This is a genomic window from Actinomyces israelii (assembly GCF_030253495.1).
In the GTDB taxonomy this organism is placed as follows: Bacteria; Actinomycetota; Actinomycetes; order Actinomycetales; family Actinomycetaceae; genus Actinomyces; species Actinomyces israelii.
In genome coordinates this window covers 949,906-970,983 of record NZ_CP124548.1, presented here as the reverse complement: position 1 = coordinate 970,983, position 21,078 = coordinate 949,906, and the positions used below count along the sequence as shown (strand labels likewise).

Genomic DNA, 21,078 nt, shown 5'->3' with positions numbered 1-21,078 from the left:
CGGCCCGAGCAAGGAGCCCGCCATGACCTCCCAGCTGATCATCAAGTCCGTCCTGCTCGTCTGCGTCGCGGGGATCGGGTGGATGATGCTGCGCTCCCCCGGAGGCGCGCGCCACCAGGCCGGGCGCAGGCTGGTGACGCTGGCCTTCGTGCTCTTCGCCATCGTCGCCATTGTCGTGCCCTCGCTCACGGCCCACCTGGCCCGCTTCGTCGGCGTGGGGCGCGGCGCCGACCTGCTCCTCTACACCCTGGTGATCGCCTTCCTGGCTCAGGTCCTCTCCTCGTTCCGCCGCGACGCCAGGCGCGAGAGACAGATCACACATCTGGCGCGACGCATCGCCCTGGACACGGCGCCCGATCCCAAGCGGGGCGGGGCAGGACGGAAGTCGGCACCACACTCCACACGAGACTAGAATCATAGGAAGGTGCGAGTTCTCGGCGTATTGTAAGTTGTGTGACTACCCCACCCGTCCGCCACGCAGCACGCGAGCTGCGCCACCGGCTGCTGCGCAACGTCTTGCTGAGCCTGCTGGCGGTCATGCTCTTCGTGACCACGGGCGGCTGGGCCATCTATCAGGATCTTCAGTCGCGCCTCAAGATCCAGGACATTGACAAGCTCTTGGGCAACGACCGGCCCGACGGGCCCACGGACCACTCCTTCGAGGGGCGCGCGGTCAACATCCTCGTCATGGGTTCGGACTCGCGAAACGGCCAGGTGGTCAACGACGGCACGGAGGGCATGCGCTCGGACACGGCCATGATCGTGCACCTGTCCGAGGACCGCAGCCGCATGGACGTCGTCTCGATCCCCCGCGACACCCTGGTGACAATACCCGCGTGCACGCTGCCCGACGGCTCTGAGAGCAGTCCCTCCTCCGAGACCATCTTCAACTCGGCCTTCTCCACGGGCGCCGACAACTCAACCGATCCCGAGGACGTCAAGTACGCCGCCGCATGCACCATCAAGACTGTCGAACGGCTCACCAATCTCCGCATCGACGAGTTCATGGTGGTCGACTTCACCGGCTTCGAGAAGATGGTCGACTCCCTGGGCGGCGTGCCGATGTACGTCGATGAGGACGTCGCCGACGACAGGGCCGACCTCTACCTCGACAAGGGCTGCAACACGCTCAACGGCGCCCAGGCCCTGGGCTATGCGCGCGCCCGTTACTCGCTGGGGGACGGCTCCGACATCTCCCGCATCGGGCGGCAGCAGCAGCTGGTCGCCGCGATGATGCGCACTGCCAAGTCGAAGAACCTCCTGACCGATATGACGTCCCTCTACGCCTTCGCGACCTCGGCGCTGGAGACGCTCACCGTCAGCACCGGGCTGGGAGGCGTGGACAAGCTCGCGGGCCTGGCCAACAGTGCCGCCAATATCGGCATGGACAACATCAACTTCATCACCATGCCCGTCGAGCAGGACGCCTACGACGCCAACCGCGTGGTCCCCATCAGGAGCAAGGCGAACGAGGTCTGGGACGCCCTGCGCGCCGACCAGCCGGTCCCCGAGGACGCCGTCTCCCTGTCCGCAGACGGGACCTCCCCCAGCAAGGAGGCGGCTCCCACCGCGAGCGACTCCGCCGAGGCGAGCGATCCGTCCAGCGACACCGAGGTCAAGCCCAGCCCCCTCCAGCCCCAGGTCCCGACCGGCGGCGGGCAGGACCAGCAGGACCCGGCGACCGTGGACCCCGCCACCCAGTGCCAGTGACATGACCAGGTCGGCCTTCTGTGACTCCTTCACCGGATCTGCCCCCGTCCTTTGACCCCGACTCCCCCTCGGACCGCCGTCGCGAGGATGGGGCGAGGCCGGCCTCCGCCCGCTCGGCGTCGGGCACGGGCTCCCGCCCCGGAGTCAGGCGGCCGCCGGCGCCGGCCGGCCGCCCCGCCGACGCCCGAGGACGCGCCCCCCGCTCTGCCGCCCCGTCCCGCCAGGGCGCTGCACCTTCAGGAGCCTCAGGCACGCGACAGGGGGCCGTGCCGCCGCGCCGTTCCCTGCGGTCCGGATCGCCGCCGCGCACGGCTCAGCCCCTGGACCGCCGCAGCAGGAGCGGTGCGAGCCATGCGCGTCGGGGCTCCTCCGCCGTCCCGATCGGGAGCCGGTCCGCCTCGAGCCCCGAACCCACCCGCGCCCTGCCCGGCGGGGGCGCTGGCAGGGCTGCCGGCGGCGCCGCTCCCGGCCCCCGTGGACGGGCCGCGTTCCCGGTCGGCGCCACGGGTTCCCGGCCCGACGGCCCCGCCCACCTGCCGGTGCGGCCCGACGCGCCGGAGAGCGCCGGTCGGCGCCGGCCACTGCGATGGCTGGCGGCGTTCCTGGTCCTGATGCTCGTCCTCACCGTGGGGCGCGTGGCCTGGCTGTGGTACGAGATCGACTCCAGGCTCCAGCGCGTGGATGCGCTGTCCGCGGCCAAGGACACTTCCGGGGAGACCTGGCTCATTGTCGGCTCGGACTCCCGCGCCGACGGCGGCGTGCCCCAGGACGGCACCGAGGGCTCGCGCGCCGACTCGATCATGGTGCTCCACAAGGCGCCCAACGGGCAGGCCTCACTGATCTCGCTGCCGCGCGACACCTACGTCGAGATCCCCGGCTACGACGATGACAAGATCAACGCGGCCTACTCCTACGGGCAGGCCCCGCTCCTGGTGCAGACCGCCGAGAAGCTCACGGGCCTGACCATGGACCACTACGTCGAGGTCGGCATGGGCGGGGTCACGCGGATGGTCGACGCGGTCGGCGGCATCAGGGTGTGCCTCGACTACGACGTCGATGACCCCGACTCCTCCCTGGTGTGGGACACCTCGAAGGGCACCTGTCAGACCGTCGACGGAGACAAGGCCCTGGCCTACTCCCGCATGCGCAAGTCGGACCCGACCGGCGACATCGGTCGCGCCCAGCGCCAGCGGACGGTCGTCTCGGCGGTGGTCTCGAAGGCCATGTCTCCAACGACCCTGATCAACCCCTTCCGGCAGGGCCGGCTCGTCGACTCCGGGACGAGCGCCCTGACCGTGGACGAGGACGCCTCCACGCTCAGCCTGGCGCGGATGGCGCTGGCCTTCCGCTCGGCCTCGAGCGACGGACTCACCGGCGCGCCGCCGATTGAGAGCCTCGACTACGAGCCCGGCGGGATCGGCGCCGCGGTGCTCCTGCAGGACACCACCGCACCCGACTTCTTCTCCAAGGTGCGGGCGGGCCGGCTGACGGCCAAGGACTTCGACCAGCAGCCCTGACCCCACTCCCCCATTCGCCGAGATCGGTTCACTTCCGCACCGAGATCGGTCGCGAACCGGCCCCGCCCGCCGGCCCCGGCACGGGGCGGGCGGGCGGGGCCGGAACAGTCCGCGCCGTCTGGGTCAGGCGAAGCTCGTGCGCTTGGGATCGGCCTGCCAGGAGGAGAAGGAGGAGGCCACGATGTCGTCCAGATCGTGCTCCGCCCTCCAGCCCAGGACCTCCCCGATGCGCTCGGCGTCGCCGATGAGCTGGGGCGGGTCGCCGGCGCGGCGGTCCAGCTCCTCCGGCTCGACGTCCAGGCCGGTGGCCGCAATGACCTTGGAGACGACCTCGCGCACGCTCGACCCCTTGCCGGTGCCCACATTGAAAATGTGATCGGTCATCTTCCGGCCGTCGGCCAGGTAGTCCAGGGCGGCGATGTGCGCCACCGCCAGGTCGCGCACGTGAATGTAGTCGCGAATGCAGGTGCCGTCCGGCGTGGGGTAGTCGGTGCCGAAGATCTTGGGGGTCTCGCCGCGCGAGAGGCGGTCGAGCACCATGGGGATGAGGTTGAGGGTGGCCATATCGCCCAGGTCGTCCCAGCCGGCGCCAGCGACGTTGAAGTACCGCAGACCCGCCCAGCGCAGGCTCCAGGCCCGCTCGCAGTCCGCCATCATCCACTCGCCGATCAGCTTGGTCTCGCCGTAGGGGTTGATCGGGTGGCAGTCGATGTCCTCGGGCACGACCTCCACCGGCGGCATCCCGTAGACGGCGGCCGAGGAGGAGAAGATCATCTGCTCGACCCGCGCCTGCTCCATCGCCAGCAGCATGTTCGCCAGGCCGCCGACGTTCTGCTGGTAGTACCAGCTGGGCCTCGCCACCGACTCGCCCACCTGCTTGCGCGCCGCGAAGTGGATGACCGCGCTCACCCCTCGCTGCCCCATGACGTCGGTCAGGGCGTCGACGGCGCCCCCGGAGGCGACGTCGAGTTCAACGAGGGCGGCGCCGACCACGCGCTCGGGCGTGCCGTAGGACAGGTCGTCGACGACGATCACCTCATCCCCGCGCTGCAGGAGGAGACGGACGACGTGGGCGCCGATGTAGCCGGCGCCACCGACAACGAGGATGCTCATACCACTAAGCGTAGACGAAATACCGCTGGTGCCGCCTGGTCTCAATCGGCCGCGTCGCCCCGTGAGCTCATCGAGCCCCGCGAACCGCCGTCGCCTTGCCCGTCCGGGCCCGAGGGGCGTCCGGACGGGTTCCGGCGCGCGCCGGGTGACGGGCTCCCGCCCGGTCAGCACATGTAGGCTGACCGCGTGGCTGAGTTCGTCCTGTTGAGTCTGCCCACCATCGTGTACCTGATCGTGCAATCTCGCGGACAGGATCGCGCCTCGCGCTTCAAGGCCGCGCTGGCTCGCGCAGGGGCGTCCTGGGGCTCTCCCGCGGCCTACGGCTGGGCGCTGCTTCTCCTGCCCCCGATGATGTTGACGGGTTGGCTCGCCATCGCCCTCGTGCCCGCCGACCTGCTGTCGACGTCCGGCGTTTCCGTCGCTCGACTCACCTCGGTGGGGGCGGCGATCGGGGTCGTGCTCCGGCCCGTCGGCGAGGAGATCTTCTTCCGCGGGCTGCTCGGCGGCGTGCTCATGAGGCGACTCGGTCCTGGGTGGGGCAACCTCCTCCAAGCCGTCATGTTCATCGTGCCGCACCTGGCTCTGCTGCTGGTCGATGTGCGGCTGTGGCCGATCGTCCCCGTGCAGTTCGCCGCCGGGTGGCTGCTGGGATGGCTGCGCCACAAGACCGGCACCCTCGTGCCCGGTGCGGCGGTGCATGCCGCCGTGAATATCGGGACAGGGCTCATCGTCGCCTGACCGCCCCACCGGGCGGACGCGGACGCACCGGCCCAGCCCCGTCCCCGCGGATCGGCACCCGTCGGCTCCGCGCTGACGGGACCGGCAGGACCGGCGGGAACGTCCCGGCTCAGCTCTGGGCGCGCCGGTCGCGCAGGGCCCGGCCCTTGGCGTGGGCGATTCGACCCAGCTCGGCCTGGAAGGAGCGCATGGCGGCGCGGATGCGCTGCGCCTCCTCGCCCTGCCCGGCGCCGAGGATGCGCGCGGCCAGCAGCCCGGCGTTGCGGGCCCCGCCGATGGACACGGTGGCGACGGGCACGCCGGCCGGCATCTGCACGATGGACAGCAGGGAGTCCATGCCCTCCAGGTGCTTGAGCGGCACCGGCACGCCGATGACGGGCAGTTCGGTGACGGCGGCGAGCATGCCGGGCAGGTGGGCGGCCCCGCCCGCGCCGGCGATAATGACGCGCAGGCCGCGGGAGCAGGCCCGGCGGCCGTAGTCGATCATCTCGGTGGGCATGCGGTGGGCGGAGACGACGTCGGCCTCGTAGGGCACTGCGAACTCCTCCAGGGCGGCGGCGGCGGCCTCCATGGTGGGCCAGTCGGAGTCCGAGCCCATGACAATGCCGACCCTCGGCTGCGAGGTGTGATTCATGACAAGCCTTTCCTACTCGTCTGCAGGCGGGGCGGGGCGCGCGGCCCCGTCCCGCCCAGTCTCGACCGATCCCGAGCCGGAAGTGAACCGATCTCGGCGCGGAACTCGACCGATCTCGGCGGAGGAGGGGCGGGGAACGGGGCAAGCGCCTCAGGCGTCCCCGCGCAGGACGGCGGCGACGGCGCGGGCGCGCTCCAGCGCCGCGGCGACGGCCTGCGCGTCGGCGGGCGCGGCGGGGTCGCCGGCCACGGCGAGGTTGACGTGGCCGAGCTTGCGGCCCGGACGCCGGCCCTTGCCGTAGATGTGGACGCGCGCCTGCGGATCCAGCGCCATGGCGCGCCTCAGGGCGTCGGCCCCGGGCTCGCCCCGCCCGCCCAGGACGTTGACCATGACCGTGGCCGGGGCCGTGGGCTCCGGGGAGCCCAGCGGCAGGTCGAGGACCGCGCGCACATGCTGGGCGAACTGGCTCGTCACGGCGCCGTCCTGGGTCCAGTGGCCCGAGTTGTGGGGCCGCATGGCCAGCTCGTTGACGTACAGGGCGGTGGGGCGCCCCGCCTCCTCCACGGCGAACAGCTCGACGGCGAGCACCCCGGTGACGCCGAAGCGCTCGGCGATCGCGCGCCCGATCCGCTGCGCCTGCGCCACGGCCGCCTCCTCGAGCCCGGGCGCCGGGGCGATCACCGCTGAGCAGATGCCCCCGTCCTGGACGGTCTGCGCCACGGGCCAGGCCCGCACCTCCCCGCTGGGGCTGCGGGCGAGCAGAACAGCGAGCTCGCGGGTGAAGAGGACCGCCTGCTCGACCAGCAGGCTCGTGACCGCGCCGCCGCCCAGGCTCCCCCCGCCCCCGGCGCCAGCGGAGACCCGGCCCGCACGGGCCGCGGCGACCCCCGCGATCCAGGCGGCGGCCCCGCCGTCGGCCAGCTCCCCCGGCCCCTCCACCAGCAGCACGCCGTGCCCGTCGTAGCCGCCGCGCGGGGTCTTGAGCACCACCGGCCAGCCGTGACGCTCCCCGAAGACGCGGATCCGCTCCGCCATGACGCGCGCCTCACCGCCGACCTCGGCCCAGGCGGGCTGCGGCAGCCCGGCCCCGTCCATGGCGCGGCGCATGGCGAGCTTGTCGCGCGCCAGCCGCAGGGCCTGCGCCGTGGGCTGGACGGAGACGCCCTCGGCCTGGAGCCGCTCCAGCAGCGCGGAGTCCTGGTGCTCGTGCTCGAAGGTGAGGGCGTCGGCGCGCCCGGCGGCCTGGAGGCGGGCCGCGCCGGCCCCGGGGCCCGGGGCACCGGCACCGTTCACCAGGGCGCGCACCGCATCGGCGTCGTCGGCCCTGCCGACAGGGGCGTCCACGACGACCTGCGCCGTCGAGCCGTCCGGGGCCTCGACCAGGGCCCGCAGGTGGACGCCGAGGGCGGAGGCCTCCTCCTGCATCATGCGGGCCAGCTGCCCGCCTCCGATAACGGCAAGGATCGGTGCGCTCACACCCTCAGGCTACCGGCAGGTCGGCGGCTCCTCCCGACGACGCCGTACGCTGGGCGTCGTGCTCAGCCCTTCGCCCCTCTTCCAGCGCCCCGCCTCCGAGCGGCCGCGCAATGACCGCATGCCCCTCCACTGGCTGAGGGTCCTGGCCGTCTGGGCCGCCGCGAGCGCCCTGACCCTGCTCATCCTGCGGCTGGGCGCCTCCGACACCCCGGCCACCCCGTGGGCGCCGGCCCGCCCGCCCTGGGAGGGGCACCTCGCCTTCTGGGACGCGGGCTGGTACAACCGGATCGCTCAGGAGGGCTACCCGGCCGAGCTGCCCCGGGACGCGAGCGGGAACGTGACCCAGAGCGCCTGGGCGTTCATGCCGCTGCTGCCCGCGCTCGCCGGAGCACTGGGGTGGACCGGCTGGTCCTTCTACGTGCGCGCCGCCCTGGTGGCGACGATCGCCTCCGCGGGCGCCGCCGTCGTCATGGACCGGTGGCTGGCGCCGGTGGTGGGCCGGCGGGCGTCGCTGTGGGCGGTCGCCCTGATGTGGAGCTCGCCGTGCGCCCTCGTGCTGCAGGTCCCCTACGCCGAGTCCCTGGGCCTGCTGTTCACCGCGGGGGCGCTGGCCCTGGCCGGCGGAGGCGGCCGAGCCGGGCGAGGCGGATGGGGCAGGGGCCTCCTCGCCGCCGCGTGCGTCGCGCTCGCGGCCTTCGCCCGCCCCATCGGGGTGCCGCTGACCCTGGCCCTGGGCGCCTGGTGGGTGTGGGAGGTCGCCGGCGCCCGCCTGCCCGGACCCTGGAGGCAGCGGGTGCTGCCCGGGGCCCGACCGCTGGAGCGAGGGCAGCGGCTGGGCCTGGCGGCGCTGACGGCCCTCTCGGCGATGTGCGCCCTGGCCTGGCCGGCGCTCGCCTGGCTGGTCACGGGGTGGGCGGACGCCTACACGGCGACCGAGACGGCGTGGCGCAGCGGCTCGCTCGTGCCCTTCGCGCCGTGGCCGGCCCGCAGCGGCTGGTGGGTCGGGGAGCACCTGGGCGCGCTGCTGCTGGTGGGCGTCCTGACGACGGCGGTGCTGGTGCTCGGCGCGCCGTCGCTGCGCCGCCTGGGGCCGGGGCCCTGGTTCTGGTGCATCGGCTACGTGGTGTACCTGCTGGCGTTCTTCGATCCGACGACGTCGGTCTTCCGCATCCTGCTGCCGCTGGCGCCGGTTGCCTGGGCGCTGGCGTCCTGCCTGTCGACCCGGCGTCGGGCCCTTCTGCTGACGGCCTGCGCGGTGGGACAGCTGTTCTGGATCAGCTGGGTGTGGGACCTCTCGGTCAGGGTGACCCAGTGGGTGCCGTGAGCGCGCCCACCGCCGCGGTGCACCGGCCCGCGCACCCCGGTGCCCTACGATCGAGCGTGTGACCCGATCCAGCTCGCGTGGCCCTGCGGCCCTCAAGGAGCGCATTGTCGCCTGGGTGAAGGAGTTCCTGCAGTTCGGGCTGGTGGGGGCGCTGGCCTACGTCGTCGACTCCGGCCTGTTCGTCGTCTTCCAGCACGGGCCGCTGGACTTCCTGGCCGGGCACCCGAACACGGCCAATGCGGCCAGCGCGACGATCGCGACGATCTTCTCCTGGGTGGCCAACCGGCTGTGGACCTACCGGGGCCGCACGCAGGAGAACGTGGCGCGCGAGGCCCTCCTGTTCGCCCTGGCCAATGTGGGCGGCCTGTGCATCACCCAGTTCTGCCTGCTGTTCACCCACCACGTCCTGGGGCTGAGCTCGGCGATCGCGGACATGGTCGCGGCCTACGTCGTCGGCTTCGGCCTGGGGACCGCCTTCCGGTTCACCTTCTACCACTACATCGTCTTCAGTGGCGGGCGGGACGGCTCGCAGGACCGTGCGGCGGGCGGGATGGGGGGCGGCTCGGCCGACGGCGGGAGCGAGCGCCGGGCCCGCAGCACCCGGCGTGCCTGACGCCACACACCCGGTGAGGGCGGCCTCACGGTGCGCTCCCCGCCCGCTTCCCTAACCTGGCCCTGTGATGCCTCTTGCCACGGCCGCGACGGCCGGACTCTCCGCAGCCCTGCCCCAGGCCCTCCCCGGGGCCCCCGCGCCGGCCCTCGGCCCCGAGTGGCTGGACGCCGCCAGCATTATCACCAAGATCGTCGAGTGGTTCGGCCCCTGGGCGATCGTGGGCGTCATGCTCGTCATCTTCGCCGAGACCGGCCTGCTCGTCGGGTTCTTCCTGCCGGGGGACTCCCTGCTGTTCACCCTGGGCATGTTCGTTGGAACGGGCGCCGTCGGCGTACACATCTGGGTGGCCGCCCCCCTGGTGTGGCTGGCTGCGATCATCGGCAACCAGACGGGCTACGCGATCGGTCGCAAGGCGGGCCCGGCCATCTTCAACCGGCCGGACTCGCGCCTGTTCAAGAAGGAGTACGTGGACCGCACGGCGGCCTTCTTCGAGCGCCACGGCGGCAAGGCCGTGACCCTGGCCCAGTTCGTCCCGATCGTGCGCACCTTCACCCCCGTCATGGCGGGCGTCGGCAAGATGCACTACCGCCACTTCTTCATCTTCAACGCGATCGGCGCGACCTTCTGGGCCTTCGCCATCACCTGGCTCGGCTACTTCCTGGGCAGCATCGAGTGGATCCAGAAGAACATCGACGCCATGATCCTGGGAATCGTCTTCGTCTCCGTGCTGCCCATGCTCATCTCGGCGCTGCGCAGCTGGCTGTCCTCCCGCAGGGCCGGCCCCCAGCCCGCCCAGGAGCCCTCCCCTGAGACCCGCGAGAAGGCGGGCGTCGCCGCCCGGCCGGAGGCCTGAGCGCGCCCCGGCCCGAGCCGGCCGGGGGCCGTCTCTGACGCTCAGAAGCGCCGACGGCGCCCTACGCTCACCAGCGCCCCCTGCGGCAGGACGTTGTTCGGGTCCAGGGACCGCGGCACGGCGTTGAGCAGCACGGAGAAGATCGCCGGGCTGCGCTGCGACAGCTCGATCTTCCCTCCGTCGGCCTCGACCAGGTCCTTGGCGAGCGCCAGGCCCACACCGGTGGAGCCGTGGCCGGAGACGTGGCGCTCGAACACGTGGGGGGCGATGTCCTCCTCGACGCCGTCGCCCTCGTCGGCGACATCGATGAAGACCCCGTGCCCGCCCTTGGCGCTGCGCACCCTCACGCTCGTCGTCCCCGCCCCGTAGCGCAGCGAGTTCTCGATCATGGTGGCCAGGACCTGCGCCAGGGACCCGGGGCTGGCCAGCACCGGCAGCTCGACGTCGTCAGTGAAGGTGATCTCCCGGTCCGCCTCCGCGAAGGCGGGCTCCCACTCCTCGCGCTGCTGGGCGAAGACCTCCTTGAGGTGGAGGGCCTCGGTGGTGCCGCCGCCGGTGCGCCGGGAGACCTTGAGCAGGTCCTCCACCACCCCGGTGAGCCGGTCGACCTGCTCGATGCACGCGCGCGCCTCCGCACGCACCTCCTCCTCGCTCGACATGAACTCGATCTCCTCCAGGCGCAGGCTCAGACCCGTCAGTGGCGTGCGCAGCTGGTGGGAGGCGTCGGAGGCGAACTGCCGCTCGGCGGCGAGCCTGCCGGCGACGCGCTCCGCGGTGCGCACCAGCTCGGCCTGGACCAGATCGATCTCCTCGATGCCGGAGCGGCGCAGGCGCGGGCGCACCTGCCCCGAGCCGAGCTGCTCGGCCTCGGCCGCCAGGAAGATCAACGGGGCGCTGATCCGCCGCGACGCCTTGGCCGCCACCACGTAGGCGGCCAGGAGCGCCACGGCCGCCAGCCCCACGGCGGTCAGGGCCACGGTGATCACCACCTGGGCGCGGTCCTCGGCGTTCGGCGTGGTGCGGAACGCCAGGGCGATCCAGGCGCCGCCCAGGGGGATTCCCAGCAGCACGACGGCGACGGAGACCGCCACCATCGTCATCGTCATCGTTCGGCGGCGCATGCCCGCTCCCTTCGTGAACCCGGTACCACGGTAGACGCCCCGGCCCGCGCAGGGCGGGACCGGGGCGTGCCCGTCGTGGCGGCGCCCGCGGGCGCGCGCGCCGGAGCGCTACACGGCCAGACGGTAACCGGCCCCGTCGCGCAGAAGGAGCGTCGGGGCGTCGGCGTCGTCGCCCAGCTTGCGACGCAGCCACGTGACGTGCATCTCAAGAGTCTGCTCGGTGCCCGTCGGGTCCTCGCCCCAGACCTCCTTGAGGACGTCGTCGATCGACACGACCTGGCCGCCCCCGCGCACCAGCACCCGCAGCAGCTCGAACTCGCGGGTGGTCAGCTGCAGCTCGCGGGAGGCCACGAAGGCGCGGTGGGCGGCGACGTCCACACGGATCTCACCGGCGGTGAGCTCGTCCTCGATGGCCTCGCCCGAGGCGCGGCGGACCTGGGCACGCACGCGCGCCAACAGCTCGGCCAGGCGGAAGGGCTTGGTGACGTAGTCGTCGGCGCCCGCGTCCAGGCCGACGACGAGGTCGGTGTCCTCGCTGCGGGCGGTGAGCATCAGGATGGGGGTGGTCAGGCCCTGGGCGCGCACTCGACGGGCGACATCAAGGCCGTCGATGTCGGGCAGACCGAGGTCCAGCACAATGATGTCGGCGCCGGCGACCTCCTCGAGGGCACCCTTGCCGGTGCCGTGGGCGCGCACCTCGTAGCCCTCGCGTCCGAAGGCGCGAGCGAGGGGCTCGGAGATGGCGGGGTCGTCCTCAACGAGAAGCACTGTCGTCATAAGTCGGATCGTAGGCGACCGGAAGCCCCGCCGCCATCATCCGCAAGACGGAGAACCGGAGATCAGATCTTCCCGCTCACACCCGTGACAGCTCCCAGGGCGTGATGTTGCCCAGCCCCTTGGCGACCACCTCGTGACAGGGACGAACCTGGTAGTGGTCGGCACCCGGGCCGGAGGCGATCGCCATGGCGGTCGCCTCGTCCATGCGGATCCCGCCGGGCTCGGCCGTGTCCACCAGCCGGGAGGCGAGATTGACCGGGGGGCCGAAGACGTCGCCCGAGCGGGAGACGACCCGGCCCCGGACCAGGCTGGCGCGCACCAGCAGCATCTCCGGGCCGGACTGGAGCTCCTCGACCAGGGCGGTGACGACGTCGGCGGCGATGAGAAGGTCATCGGCGATGTACATGACGGCGTCCCCGATGGTCTTGACCACGCGCGCCCCGCGGGAGGTGACGACGTCCCGGGCGGTGGACTCGAAGTCCTCCAGCATGGCGGACAGCTCCTTGCGCCCCATGGTCTGGGCGCGCTGGGTGAAGGAGACGATGTCGACGAAGCCGAGCGAGCGGGACAGCGGGTACAGGTCGGGGCCGGCGTCCTCGCGCCCGCGGTGGGCGACCTCGGCATCGGTGCGGCCGATGAGTGCCGCGAGGTGGCGCCGCCAGACGTAGCCGAGCTGGGCGGACAGGGAGCCGACCAGCTCGTCGATGTGGTCGAGCGCCACGAGCCGGGCGGAGGTGTCGTCCAGGTCGAAGCGCTGCCCGATGTCGGTCACGAGCGTCTCCAGCTGCCACAGCACGAGGCGGTCCATGGTGAAGGACTGGGCCCGCAGCAGCTCCAGGGCGCTGCTGGCCGCCAGCCCGCCTCCGGGGGCCGCCGGCGAGGGGCGCCCGTCGTCGGTGTCGTCGATGAGGTCCGCCATCATGCGCAGCGCATCGACGTCGTTCTCGGTGAAGCGCACCTCGTCCGGCTCGACGTCGGCGAAGCCCATCGCCCGCCAGAAGCACCTGGCGAGCCCGAGGCTGGTGCCGGCGCGCTCGGCCATCTCGCGCATGCTCAGGGCGGGGACTCCCCCGAGGAGCATGCGCTCGTGCGCGGCGAGGGTGGCCCACTGGTCGTCGTCGCGCACAGCGGTGCCGTCGGGCGCCACACCACTGGTGACGCCGCTGGATTGGGTGGCGGGCGCACGGATCTCCCCCTCCTGGGTCCGGGCCGCGGGGCTGGTCTGGTCAGTCACGCCCGCAACAGTAGCGCACGTCACACAACGGCGCTCACCGTAGAGGCTGTGTCGACCTTTTCGACATAATTCGCCAGGTCACGATCGGCTTGCCCACCCGTCCCGCAGACGCGCGGAGACCACGTCCCCGGCGGAGACGACGAGCTCGTCGGCACTGCCGGCACTGCCGGCACCGTCTTCCGCCGGGCCCCCGGCGGCGTCGCGCAGCACCAGGCTCGGCCGCAGGTCGACAGCCCTGCCCCGCACCCGCCCCGAGGGCACGGCGACGACCACGTCCTGGCCCAGCGTGGAGCAGGCCTCGCGCAGGTGCCGCCCGAGCGCGCCGTCGCCGGCGTCGGGGTCGCCGCCCCGGCCCTCCCAGCGGGCGACCAGGTCCGCCAGGTGCTGCCCGAGGTCCTCCAGGACGCCCTCCGGGGCGGCGAGAGCGGGGGCGACGCCCAGACCGGTGAGCGAGGCCGCCCAGGGCACGGGAAGATCGTCGGCGCCCTGAGCCAGGTTGACGCCGACACCGACGATGACCGCCGGCACCGCGTCCCGGGCCGCCCTCCGGTCCTCCCGGTACCCTCGCGCGCCTCCCCGGCCCGCGCCGTCGTCGTCCCCGGGACCGTCCTCGGTGCAGCCGGGCACCAGCTCGCACAGGACGCCGGCGACCTTGCGGCTGCGCCCCCACCCGGGCGGCTCCGCCGGCTGCGGGTCCGCGGGCGGGCCGGCCGGCTGGTCCTGCGGCAGGGCGACGACGTCGTTGGGCCATTTCGTGCGCGCCCGCCAGCCGGCGGCCTCCAGGCGGGGCGCGAGAGCGCGCTGCACCGCCAGTCCCGCCAGCAGCGGCAGCCAGTCCAGGCGCCCGGCGGGCACGAGCGGCCGCAGGACCACGGAGGCCGTCAGGGCGCCGTCGGGCGGGGTCGCCCACGTGCGCCCTGCGCGCCCGTGGCCCGCGGTCTGCGTCTGGGCGCGCAGGACGGACAGGTGGGGCCAGGTGCTGGCCGCCGCCGGGTCCACGCGCCCGTCGGGGCCGCTCAGCGCCGCACGCAGGTCGTCGTTGGTCGAGCCGGTGGTCCGGACCGTCACAAGACGGGTGAAGGAGGAGCTGCTCATCGCCGCAGCCTATCGGCCCCACGCCCGGCGCCCGCGGCCCCAGGGGCGCCGTCAGCGCCCACAGCACCGACAGCACCGACAGCGCCCGATACCCTCTCGCCGAGATCGGTCGTACTCCGCGTCAAGTTCGGTTCACCTCCGGCTCGAGATCGGTTCGGGGCGCCCGCCCGCCACGCGCTGCGGCCCTCCAAAAAGGCGACTCCCGACCGAACCCCCTCGCCGGCGCCCCGTAATGAGCCCCGGCCCGGATGACCGGCCCCGGGGAGCGTCGGACGACGCGGTCGAGCGGTACGCCCAGGCGACGCGACCCGCTGCCCCCGTGGTCGCGTCATTCTCCGCGCGGACCGAGCAGATCCAGCCTGTCGGACCGATCGTCTAGGGTGGGGCCGTGATTCTTCTGGCCTCGCAGTCCTCCGGCCGGCTGGCCACCCTGCGCGCCGCCGGTGTCGAGCCGCTCGTGCGGGTTTCCGACGTCGATGAGCCCGCCGTGCTGCGGGCGCTGGCCGCCGCCCACCCCGCCGAGCCGACCCCCGCCGAGCAGGTGCGGGCCCTCGCGCGCGCCAAGGCCGAGGACGTGGCCGCGGCCGTCACCCGGGTCGAGCGCGAGACGGATCTCGACCTGGTGGTCGTGGGTTGCGACTCCATGCTGGAGATCGACGGGCGGGTCGTCGGCAAGCCCGGCACGCCGGAGGCCGCCCGCGAGCGCTGGCGCTCGATGCGCGGGCGCACGGGGGTGCTCCACTCGGGCCACGCCCTGGTGCGGGTGCGCGACGGCGCCCGCTCTCACGGCGTCTCCTCGACGGCGGTGCGCTTCGGCTCCCCCACGGACGCCGAGATCGACGCCTATGTGGCCACCGGCGAGCCCCTGGGCTGCGCGGGGGCCTTCACCATTGACGGGCTCGGCGGCGCCTTCATAGAGGGGATCGACGGCGATCCGCACGGCGTGGTGGGCATCTCCCTGCCGCTGCTGCGGCGCCTGCTGGCCGAGCTGGGCGTCGGGTGGACGGATCTGTGGGCCGGCCGGTGAGGCGCCCCGGGGACGGGTGGGTCCGCTGCGGCTGCGGCAGCCTGCACTGGGGGCTCAACGGCGCGGCGGGGCTGCTCGTGTGGCGCCGGACCCGGGACGCCGATGCCGGCGTCGAGGTGCTCATGCAGCTGCGCGCCGAGTGGACCCATGGGGGCGGGACCTGGGGCCTGCCCGGCGGCGCGGTGCGCGACGGGGAGAGGCCTGCGCAGGCGGCGCTGCGCGAGTGCGAGGAGGAGACCGGGCTGCCGGCGAAAGCACTCGCCCTGGGGGCCGAGCACACCCAGGTCCACCCGGACTGGTCGTACACGACCTTCACGGCGCAAGCACCGCCCGACCCGGCGTGGGACTCGCCCGTGCCGCTGGACCGCGAGTCCGACGATCTGCGGTGGGTCAGGCTCGCGCCGACGGATGACGCGAGGAGCTGGGAGCGGCCCGCCCCGGACGCCGACCGCGTCCACGGCGAGGCGCCGCTGCTCGCCGCCCTCGACACCGTGTGGGCAGAGCTGGCGGCCCTGCTTCCCGAGCCCCCTGAGCGCTCGCCCTGAGAGCCCTGAGAGCTCAGGCGTCCTCGTCCTCGACGAGCGCGGCCATGAAGCCGGTCAGAGTGACGAGCTGCTCGCGGGTGAAGCGGTCGAGGACGTGGCGGCGCACGCCGCCCAGGTGGATGGGAGCGGCCGCGCGCAGGAAGCTCAGGCCCGCCTCGGTCAGCCGGCAGTACACGCCGCGCTTGTCCGCCGCGCACGAGGTGCGCTCGACGTAGCCCGCCTTCTCCAGGCGGCCCACCGTGTGCGTCAGGCGCGAGCGGGAGTGGGAGACGTGGTCGGCCAGTGTGGACATGCGCAGCCGACGATCGGCCGCCTCCGACAGGCGCACGAGGATCTCGTACTCGTGCATGGAGATACCGGCACCGGCCTCGAGCTCGCGATTGAGGACGGCGGCCACCGATGTCGACGCGGCGAGAAAGGCCCTCCACGCCTGCATCTCCACGGCATCAAGGGGGCGGGCGCGCTCAGCGGATTCAGCAGGCTCGGCAGCAGCGGCCCCCTGGCCGCATGCCGGCGACGGTTCCTGGCCGCAGACTCCCGCGATCGCACCGCTCGCCTCGGCCGTTGTCATCCTCTGTCATCCTCCAGCTGCTCCCACGGGTGGCGCCCGCTCGACCCGGTCATTCAGGATTGAACAACCTAATTGTATCTCTTTCTGTATATCATTCGGATGTCGGGAGGGGGACGTGCTCCTCGTCACCGGCGGCGCAGAACGCACCGCCCGCCGGCGGTGAGCTCGCCGGTGCGCCCGTCCAGGAGCACGCACACGCTTGGTGCCGCATCCGGTCGTCGGACCGCTGCGGCGCCAGCAGCCGGCACGGGCAGAGGGGCCGGCATACGCGCATCAACGGCGCCGCTCCCGGCCGGGACCAGGGCGAGGCTCACGGCGGCCAGGAGCAGCCCGTGGGCGACGACGTCGTCCGCTCCGGCGCGCAGCCCCGCCGCCCGGGCGGCCCCCGGAAGGGTGTGCACGCGGCCGCGGTCGCCGCCGGCCTCAGCCCACGCGGCGACGTCCAGGGCGCCTATGCGCACCGCACGACCAGCCCCGGGCGGCCGCGCGCCACGATCCGGGGTGCGACCTGCGGACGGGGCCGGCACCGGGGTGCGAAGCGGGGCGGCGCCAGTGGGCGCGTCGTCGTCGAGGCGTCGGGCGAGGTCGTGCACGACGACGGCGCCGCCGGGCCATCGTCGTCCCGCACGGCTCGGCCCCACCTCAATGCGAGCCCGCACGAGCTGCCAGCCGGCGCGCTCCGTGACTCTGACGGTCGCTGCGCCGGTCGCCGTGTCGGCGCCGACGGCCGGCAGGACTCGGCAGCGCCGGTGGAGCAGGTCGTGCCGGCCCCGGGTCTGCGGTGCCCGCTGCACAGCCCGCAGAGCGACGACGGCGGGAAGAATCGCGTCGACCCCCAGGCGGGCGGCCGCCGCCGGGTCGCGGATGAGAGCCGTGGCGAGGACGGGCCTCAGGGCACGACAAAGCCCCGCCGACTGCTCGTCGACGGGGTCGATGACGTTCATGAGCCGCTTGCGCCGGCCGCCGAGGAAGGACTCAGCGGGTCTCGCGGTGCTCGGTGTGCCTGCCGCAGCGCGCGCAGAACTTCTTGATCGTGAGCCGGTCGGGGGTGTTCCGACGGTTCTTCTTCGTGATGTAGTTGCGCTCCTTGCACTCCGAGCAAGCCAGAGTGATCTTGGGGCGAACGTCGGTGGACTTGCTGGCCACGCGTCTCTCCTCTGATTTGACCCTCGAGCCGGTGGGCGCCTTGCTCGAACCTTGCGTAGCGGGGGAGGGACTCGAACCCTCGACCTCACGATTATGAGTCGTGCGCTCTAACCAGCTGAGCTACCTCGCCATACCGACACAGGAGGGGCTGGGAGCCCCACAAGCGTCAGAGCCCCGAAAGGGAATCGAACCCTTGACCTTCTCCTTACCATGGAGACGCTCTGCCGACTGAGCTATCGGGGCAACGAACAAGATCCTATGCGGACTGGATTTACCGTGGCAATCCGGGCCCGCGTGTCCTCGCTCACTGCGGCACCGCCCCGCGGGACGGCTCTGGCCGCCCTGCCGCAGCAGGGCGGTCATGGTGGCGGGTGAGGGATTCGAACCCCCGTAGCTTACGCGGCTGATTTACAGTCAGCTCCCATTGGCCGCTCGGGCAACCCGCCGTGCTCCGCACCGCCCTGAGGCCAGGCGCCGCGCGATGCCGTCGAAGAGTAGCAAGCCGACGGCGGCCCGCGCCATCGTTCTCCGTAGGGGCCTGGTCACATGCCGCACCCCCTGTACCGCCCCTCGCGCCGGCCCTTTCACCGAGATCGATCGTACTCCGCGTCGAGATCGGTTCGGGGCGCCCGCGCCAGGCGCCCGCCGGATGCCGCTGCGACCCGGAAAGTGATCTCCGCTGCGACCACGACACCGCCCCCACGTGCGCAGACCTCCCTCAACGCGCACGGGATCCCGCCAACCAATCTTGACCACCCTCGAGTATCCGTATAGTTCCAACGAAAAACCGCATTGGCTCCGCAAAGGCCCCGCTCTGCCGTGTGCAGCCCGATCTCATACCACCCCGAACAGCCCCAGCCCCGAGCGCAGCGCAGGGCCACGGCCACGAGCCGAGACGCGAGTCCGGTCGCGACGCCGGGAGGCGCGCGCCGGAGGATGTGCGCGCCGGGGCCGCAGCAGAGCGCGCGCCGAAAATCGGCAGGGCGCGACAACGGTGCGTTGACGTTGGGAAGACGCGTTCGCATTCCGCCCGGAGTGCCGCGGGCCCGGACGGGGTGGGCGCGACCGCGCCGCCGGCCGAGCCCAGCCACGACCGGGACCGACTTGGCGGACGCACGAGCCGAGCAGCAGGGGGACGCCCGTCCCCTTGGGGCCGTCATCTGGGCGCTCGGCCCCGAGGCCGAGCGGGGCTGCACGGCAAAAAGGTGGTTCCCACGCACTTTTAAGGCGGTCGGCGACACCGGGTCCGAGAGAAATCGGCGTGATTCCGCGGCTCCACGACGAGGTCGGGGTGGGGTCGGTGTTTAAAAGTGCGTGGGAGCCACCTTTTTCCAGGTTTCGGACGCCCGCAACGCCGTGGAACCGCCGCTGCCACCATGACGCTAGCCTGCCTCAAGTCCTCACGCGACCGCTCACCGACCCAGAACCCCGGGACTCACTATGACCGCTTACAGCCTGCCCTCGACCCGCCGTCGGCCGCCCCCAGTCCTGCTTCTGACGCTCGGCCTCGTCCTCCTTGCCGTGACTGCCATCGCCGCACTGGCGATAGGACGGGCCACGCTCTCCCCCGGCGAGGTCATCGCCGTCCTGGCCCGCTCCCTGAGAGGGGACGGCGGGGTCCCGCTGGCGAGCAGGACGATCGTCATGGGGGTGCGCCTGCCCCGGGTCGCGGCCGCCGCCATGATCGGGGCGGCGCTCGCCGTCTCGGGCGCCGCCTACCAGGGGCTGTTCCGCAACCCCATGGTCTCCCCCGACATCCTCGGAGCGAGCACCGGCGCCTCCTTCGGCGCGGCGCTCGCGCTGCTCGTCTCGGCGAGCCGCTCGGGGGTGCAGGCCGCAGCCTTCGTCGGCGGGGTCATCGCGGTCCTGCTCACCTACGCCTCGGCGCGCAGCATCGGCCGGGGGACCAGCCAGGTCCTGCTGCTGGTTCTGTGCGGCATGATCGTCTCCGCCCTCTTCCAGGCCTTCGTCTCCGCCGTCAAGTACACCGCCGATCCCGACTCGAAGCTGCCGGAGATCACCTACTGGCTCATGGGGTCGATCGCCAAGGTGACCTGGTCCGACCTGACGCTGTACGCCGTCCCGTTCGTCGTCGGGCTCATTCCGATCATCGCGCTGCGGTGGCGGCTGAACACGCTCGCCTTCGGCGAGGAGGAGGCCGAGTCCCTGGGCGTCAACGTCGCCGCGCTGCGTGCGACCTGCATTGTGTGCGCCACCCTGCTGACCGCCTCCAGCGTGGCCATCTCGGGCGTCATCGGCTGGGTCGGGCTCATCATGCCGCACCTTGTGCGCTTCATCGCGGGGCCCGACAACCGGATCGTCGTGCCCCTGTCGGTCGTCCTGGGCGGCGCCTTCCTCATGCTGGTCGATACCGCCTGCCGCACGGTCATGCCCTCCGAGATCCCACTGGGCATCCTCACCAGCGTGATCGGTGCGCCGCTGTTCTTCGTCATCCTCCTGCGCAGCCAGCGAGGAGCGCGCTCATGAGCCCCCGGCCCGAGGGCCCCGCCGGCGACGAGCAGACGGCGGCCACGCCCGGGGCGACCGGGAATCCCAGCGCACCCACAGAGCCCCTTGCGCCCGTCACCATCTCCGCGCGCGGCCTGGCCTGCGGCTACCGCGGCCGACCGGTCCTGGAGGGCATCGACCTCGACGTGCGCCGCGGCCAGGTGCTCTGCCTCCTGGGTCCCAACGGGGTGGGCAAGACCACGCTCTTCCGCACCCTGCTCGGCCGCCTGGCACCGGTGGCCGGCACCGTCAGGATCGCGGGCCGGCTGCGCTCGACGCTGTCGCGCCGTGAGATGGCCCGCGCCATCGCCTATGTGCCCCAGCTTCACGAGCCGCCCTTCGCCTTCACGGCGCTCGACGTCGCCCTGACCGGCTGTGCCTCGCGTCTGGGCCTGCTCAGCTCGCCGCCTGCGGCCGAGCGCGCACGCGCGGCTGCGGCCCTGGAGCGCCTGGGCATCCCCCACCTGGCCGAGCGGCCCTTCACCGAGCTCTCCGGCGGCGAGCAGCAGATGACCCTTATTGCGCGGGCCCTCGTCCAGGACGGCGCGATCTTCGTCATGGACGAGCCGGCCGCGGCCCTGGACCTGCGCAACCAGGCGACCGTGCTGGCCACCGTGCGCGGTCTCGCCGACGAGCTCCACGGCGTGGTCATGACCTCGCACAACCCGGACCACGCCTTCATGGTCGCCTCCCGCGCCGTGCTCCTGACCCGCGAGCGGCGCATCCTGTCCGGGCCGGTGGACAAGGTGCTCACCGAGGAGAACCTGCGGGAGGCATACGGCACGCGCGTGCGGGTCATCGACACAGTTGACGACGACGGTCTCCCCACGCGCACCTGCGTGCCCTCGCTGCGCCCCCTGTAGCTGGTGCGGGGCGGGCGACGCAGGCACGCTGACGTGGATGCGGGAGAGCCTTGGCCGAGATCGGTTCATTTCCGTATCGAGATCGGTTCTGGCGCGACGTCGCGTGCGCAGACGGTCGGGGCCGGCGCCACCCGGCAGTGAGTGGGGTGCCGCGTCCCCGGCCCCACTCGCGCCATCTGGGCTGCCGGGGTTGTCGCGCGCGTGCGGGCCGCC

At 72.8% G+C, this 21,078-nt stretch carries 21 protein-coding genes and 3 tRNA genes; 11 read left to right on the top strand and 13 right to left on the bottom strand.

The features are described 5' to 3' along the window. The first annotated feature begins 22 nt into the window (after positions 1–22). The 3 genes from AIF0345_RS03960 to AIF0345_RS03950 all read left to right on the top strand — a co-directional run bounded on the left by AIF0345_RS03960 (position 23) and on the right by AIF0345_RS03950 (position 3,227). Positions 23–412 carry a DUF2304 domain-containing protein gene (locus AIF0345_RS03960; protein WP_043562391.1) on the top strand — a complete coding sequence of 130 codons (390 nt, stop codon included), beginning with the start codon at positions 23–25 and terminating at the stop codon, positions 410–412. A gap of 41 nt (positions 413–453) precedes the next feature. Further along, complete coding sequence (locus AIF0345_RS03955) at positions 454–1,710, top strand: LCP family protein (protein ID WP_043562392.1); 1,257 nt, start codon at positions 454–456, stop codon at positions 1,708–1,710. A 611-nt stretch (positions 1,711–2,321) separates the two neighbouring features. Further along, on the top strand, positions 2,322–3,227 hold the full coding sequence (locus tag AIF0345_RS03950; RefSeq protein WP_268917605.1) for an LCP family protein: 906 nt from the start codon (positions 2,322–2,324) through the stop codon (positions 3,225–3,227). Positions 3,228–3,350: 123 nt separating this feature from the next. Here AIF0345_RS03950 and galE read toward each other — a convergent pair whose 3' ends face one another. Continuing rightward, positions 3,351–4,340: a UDP-glucose 4-epimerase GalE gene (galE, locus tag AIF0345_RS03945; protein WP_285297273.1), complete on the bottom strand. Its 990-nt coding sequence runs from the start codon at positions 4,338–4,340 to the stop codon at positions 3,351–3,353. Positions 4,341–4,526: 186 nt separating this feature from the next. On the opposite strand from galE, the gene AIF0345_RS03940 reads away from it, so the two are divergent. After that, positions 4,527–5,078, top strand: a complete 552-nt coding sequence (locus AIF0345_RS03940; RefSeq protein WP_043562394.1) for a CPBP family intramembrane glutamic endopeptidase — start codon at positions 4,527–4,529, stop codon at positions 5,076–5,078. A 109-nt stretch (positions 5,079–5,187) separates the two neighbouring features. Here the strand turns inward: AIF0345_RS03940 and purE are convergent, their stop codons facing one another. Next, positions 5,188–5,712 carry a 5-(carboxyamino)imidazole ribonucleotide mutase gene (purE, locus tag AIF0345_RS03935; protein WP_268917603.1) on the bottom strand — a complete coding sequence of 175 codons (525 nt, stop codon included), beginning with the start codon at positions 5,710–5,712 and terminating at the stop codon, positions 5,188–5,190. 150 nt (positions 5,713–5,862) lie between these two features. Then, positions 5,863–7,188, bottom strand: a complete 1,326-nt coding sequence (locus tag AIF0345_RS03930) for a 5-(carboxyamino)imidazole ribonucleotide synthase (protein WP_268917602.1) — start codon at positions 7,186–7,188, stop codon at positions 5,863–5,865. Positions 7,189–7,306: 118 nt separating this feature from the next. Here AIF0345_RS03930 and AIF0345_RS03925 point away from each other — a divergent pair, with 118 nt between their 5' ends. The 3 genes from AIF0345_RS03925 (at position 7,307) to AIF0345_RS03915 (ending at position 9,978) form a co-directional block, all read left to right on the top strand. After that, positions 7,307–8,512 carry a hypothetical protein gene (locus AIF0345_RS03925; RefSeq protein ID WP_404975998.1) on the top strand — a complete coding sequence of 402 codons (1,206 nt, stop codon included), beginning with the start codon at positions 7,307–7,309 and terminating at the stop codon, positions 8,510–8,512. Between the two features lie 58 nt (positions 8,513–8,570). Next, positions 8,571–9,125, top strand: coding sequence for a GtrA family protein (locus AIF0345_RS03920; RefSeq protein ID WP_268917600.1), 555 nt, complete (start codon positions 8,571–8,573; stop codon positions 9,123–9,125). Between the two features lie 67 nt (positions 9,126–9,192). Then, positions 9,193–9,978, top strand: coding sequence for a VTT domain-containing protein (locus tag AIF0345_RS03915; protein ID WP_268917617.1), 786 nt, complete (start codon positions 9,193–9,195; stop codon positions 9,976–9,978). A 41-nt stretch (positions 9,979–10,019) separates the two neighbouring features. Here the strand turns inward: AIF0345_RS03915 and AIF0345_RS03910 are convergent, their stop codons facing one another. The 4 genes from AIF0345_RS03910 to AIF0345_RS03895 form a co-directional block, all read right to left on the bottom strand. Next, positions 10,020–11,099 (bottom strand): sensor histidine kinase, encoded by a 1,080-nt coding sequence (locus AIF0345_RS03910; protein WP_285297271.1) that lies wholly within the window; start codon positions 11,097–11,099, stop codon positions 10,020–10,022. Positions 11,100–11,207: 108 nt separating this feature from the next. Beyond that, complete coding sequence (locus tag AIF0345_RS03905) at positions 11,208–11,876, bottom strand: response regulator transcription factor (protein WP_268917598.1); 669 nt, start codon at positions 11,874–11,876, stop codon at positions 11,208–11,210. Between the two features lie 76 nt (positions 11,877–11,952). Beyond that, on the bottom strand, positions 11,953–13,110 hold the full coding sequence (locus tag AIF0345_RS03900) for an adenylate/guanylate cyclase domain-containing protein (RefSeq protein WP_268917597.1): 1,158 nt from the start codon (positions 13,108–13,110) through the stop codon (positions 11,953–11,955). A gap of 78 nt (positions 13,111–13,188) precedes the next feature. Next, positions 13,189–14,205 carry a biotin--[acetyl-CoA-carboxylase] ligase gene (locus AIF0345_RS03895; RefSeq protein WP_268917596.1) on the bottom strand — a complete coding sequence of 339 codons (1,017 nt, stop codon included), beginning with the start codon at positions 14,203–14,205 and terminating at the stop codon, positions 13,189–13,191. 388 nt (positions 14,206–14,593) lie between these two features. Here AIF0345_RS03895 and AIF0345_RS03890 point away from each other — a divergent pair, with 388 nt between their 5' ends. Both AIF0345_RS03890 and AIF0345_RS03885 read left to right on the top strand, forming a co-directional pair. Continuing rightward, entirely contained in the window at positions 14,594–15,232 is a 639-nt protein-coding gene (locus AIF0345_RS03890; RefSeq protein WP_268917595.1) for a Maf family protein, read from the top strand. Then, positions 15,229–15,777, top strand: a complete 549-nt coding sequence (locus AIF0345_RS03885; protein WP_268917594.1) for an NUDIX domain-containing protein — start codon at positions 15,229–15,231, stop codon at positions 15,775–15,777. Before AIF0345_RS03890 ends, AIF0345_RS03885 begins: the two co-directional genes overlap by 4 nt. Before the next feature lie 13 nt (positions 15,778–15,790). Here AIF0345_RS03885 and AIF0345_RS03880 read toward each other — a convergent pair whose 3' ends face one another. The 6 genes from AIF0345_RS03880 to AIF0345_RS03855 form a co-directional block, all read right to left on the bottom strand. Further along, positions 15,791–16,348 (bottom strand): MarR family winged helix-turn-helix transcriptional regulator, encoded by a 558-nt coding sequence (locus AIF0345_RS03880; RefSeq protein WP_285297269.1) that lies wholly within the window; start codon positions 16,346–16,348, stop codon positions 15,791–15,793. Between the two features lie 125 nt (positions 16,349–16,473). Beyond that, entirely contained in the window at positions 16,474–17,292 is an 819-nt protein-coding gene (locus tag AIF0345_RS03875) for a protein dehydratase (RefSeq protein WP_268917592.1), read from the bottom strand. Positions 17,293–17,323: 31 nt separating this feature from the next. Continuing rightward, positions 17,324–17,494 (bottom strand): 50S ribosomal protein L33, encoded by a 171-nt coding sequence (gene rpmG, locus AIF0345_RS03870; RefSeq protein WP_043562405.1) that lies wholly within the window; start codon positions 17,492–17,494, stop codon positions 17,324–17,326. Positions 17,495–17,550: 56 nt separating this feature from the next. Next, positions 17,551–17,624, bottom strand: a tRNA-Met gene (locus AIF0345_RS03865). A gap of 40 nt (positions 17,625–17,664) precedes the next feature. After that, positions 17,665–17,737 (bottom strand) — tRNA-Thr (locus AIF0345_RS03860). Between the two features lie 119 nt (positions 17,738–17,856). Next, positions 17,857–17,940: transfer RNA gene (locus AIF0345_RS03855), tRNA-Tyr, on the bottom strand. A gap of 994 nt (positions 17,941–18,934) precedes the next feature. Between AIF0345_RS03855 and AIF0345_RS03850 the strand changes: the two genes are divergently transcribed. Together AIF0345_RS03850 and AIF0345_RS03845 are read left to right on the top strand one after the other, a co-directional pair. Beyond that, positions 18,935–19,981 (top strand): FecCD family ABC transporter permease, encoded by a 1,047-nt coding sequence (locus AIF0345_RS03850; protein WP_285297267.1) that lies wholly within the window; start codon positions 18,935–18,937, stop codon positions 19,979–19,981. Further along, positions 19,978–20,865, top strand: a complete 888-nt coding sequence (locus AIF0345_RS03845) for an ABC transporter ATP-binding protein (RefSeq protein ID WP_285297266.1) — start codon at positions 19,978–19,980, stop codon at positions 20,863–20,865. Before AIF0345_RS03850 ends, AIF0345_RS03845 begins: the two co-directional genes overlap by 4 nt. The last annotated feature ends 213 nt before the right edge of the window (positions 20,866–21,078 follow it).

Bases quoted from the DNA above. Each gene is read 5' to 3' on its own strand.
- AIF0345_RS03960 (WP_043562391.1), top strand. From the start codon at position 23: ATGACCTCCCAGCTGATCATCAAGTCCGTCCTGCTCGTCTGCGTCGCG.
- AIF0345_RS03950 (WP_268917605.1), top strand. From the start codon at position 2,322: ATGCTCGTCCTCACCGTGGGGCGCGTGGCCTGGCTGTGGTACGAGATC.
- galE (WP_285297273.1), bottom strand. From the start codon at position 4,340: ATGAGCATCCTCGTTGTCGGTGGCGCCGGCTACATCGGCGCCCACGTC.
- purE (WP_268917603.1), bottom strand. From the start codon at position 5,712: ATGAATCACACCTCGCAGCCGAGGGTCGGCATTGTCATGGGCTCGGAC.
- AIF0345_RS03925 (WP_404975998.1), top strand. From the start codon at position 7,307: ATGCCCCTCCACTGGCTGAGGGTCCTGGCCGTCTGGGCCGCCGCGAGC.
- AIF0345_RS03915 (WP_268917617.1), top strand. From the start codon at position 9,193: ATGCCTCTTGCCACGGCCGCGACGGCCGGACTCTCCGCAGCCCTGCCC.
- AIF0345_RS03910 (WP_285297271.1), bottom strand. From the start codon at position 11,099: ATGCGCCGCCGAACGATGACGATGACGATGGTGGCGGTCTCCGTCGCC.
- AIF0345_RS03905 (WP_268917598.1), bottom strand. From the start codon at position 11,876: ATGACGACAGTGCTTCTCGTTGAGGACGACCCCGCCATCTCCGAGCCC.
- AIF0345_RS03895 (WP_268917596.1), bottom strand. From the start codon at position 14,205: ATGAGCAGCTCCTCCTTCACCCGTCTTGTGACGGTCCGGACCACCGGC.
- AIF0345_RS03880 (WP_285297269.1), bottom strand. From the start codon at position 16,348: ATGACAACGGCCGAGGCGAGCGGTGCGATCGCGGGAGTCTGCGGCCAG.
- AIF0345_RS03875 (WP_268917592.1), bottom strand. From the start codon at position 17,292: ATGAACGTCATCGACCCCGTCGACGAGCAGTCGGCGGGGCTTTGTCGT.
- AIF0345_RS03850 (WP_285297267.1), top strand. From the start codon at position 18,935: ATGACCGCTTACAGCCTGCCCTCGACCCGCCGTCGGCCGCCCCCAGTC.
- AIF0345_RS03845 (WP_285297266.1), top strand. From the start codon at position 19,978: ATGAGCCCCCGGCCCGAGGGCCCCGCCGGCGACGAGCAGACGGCGGCC.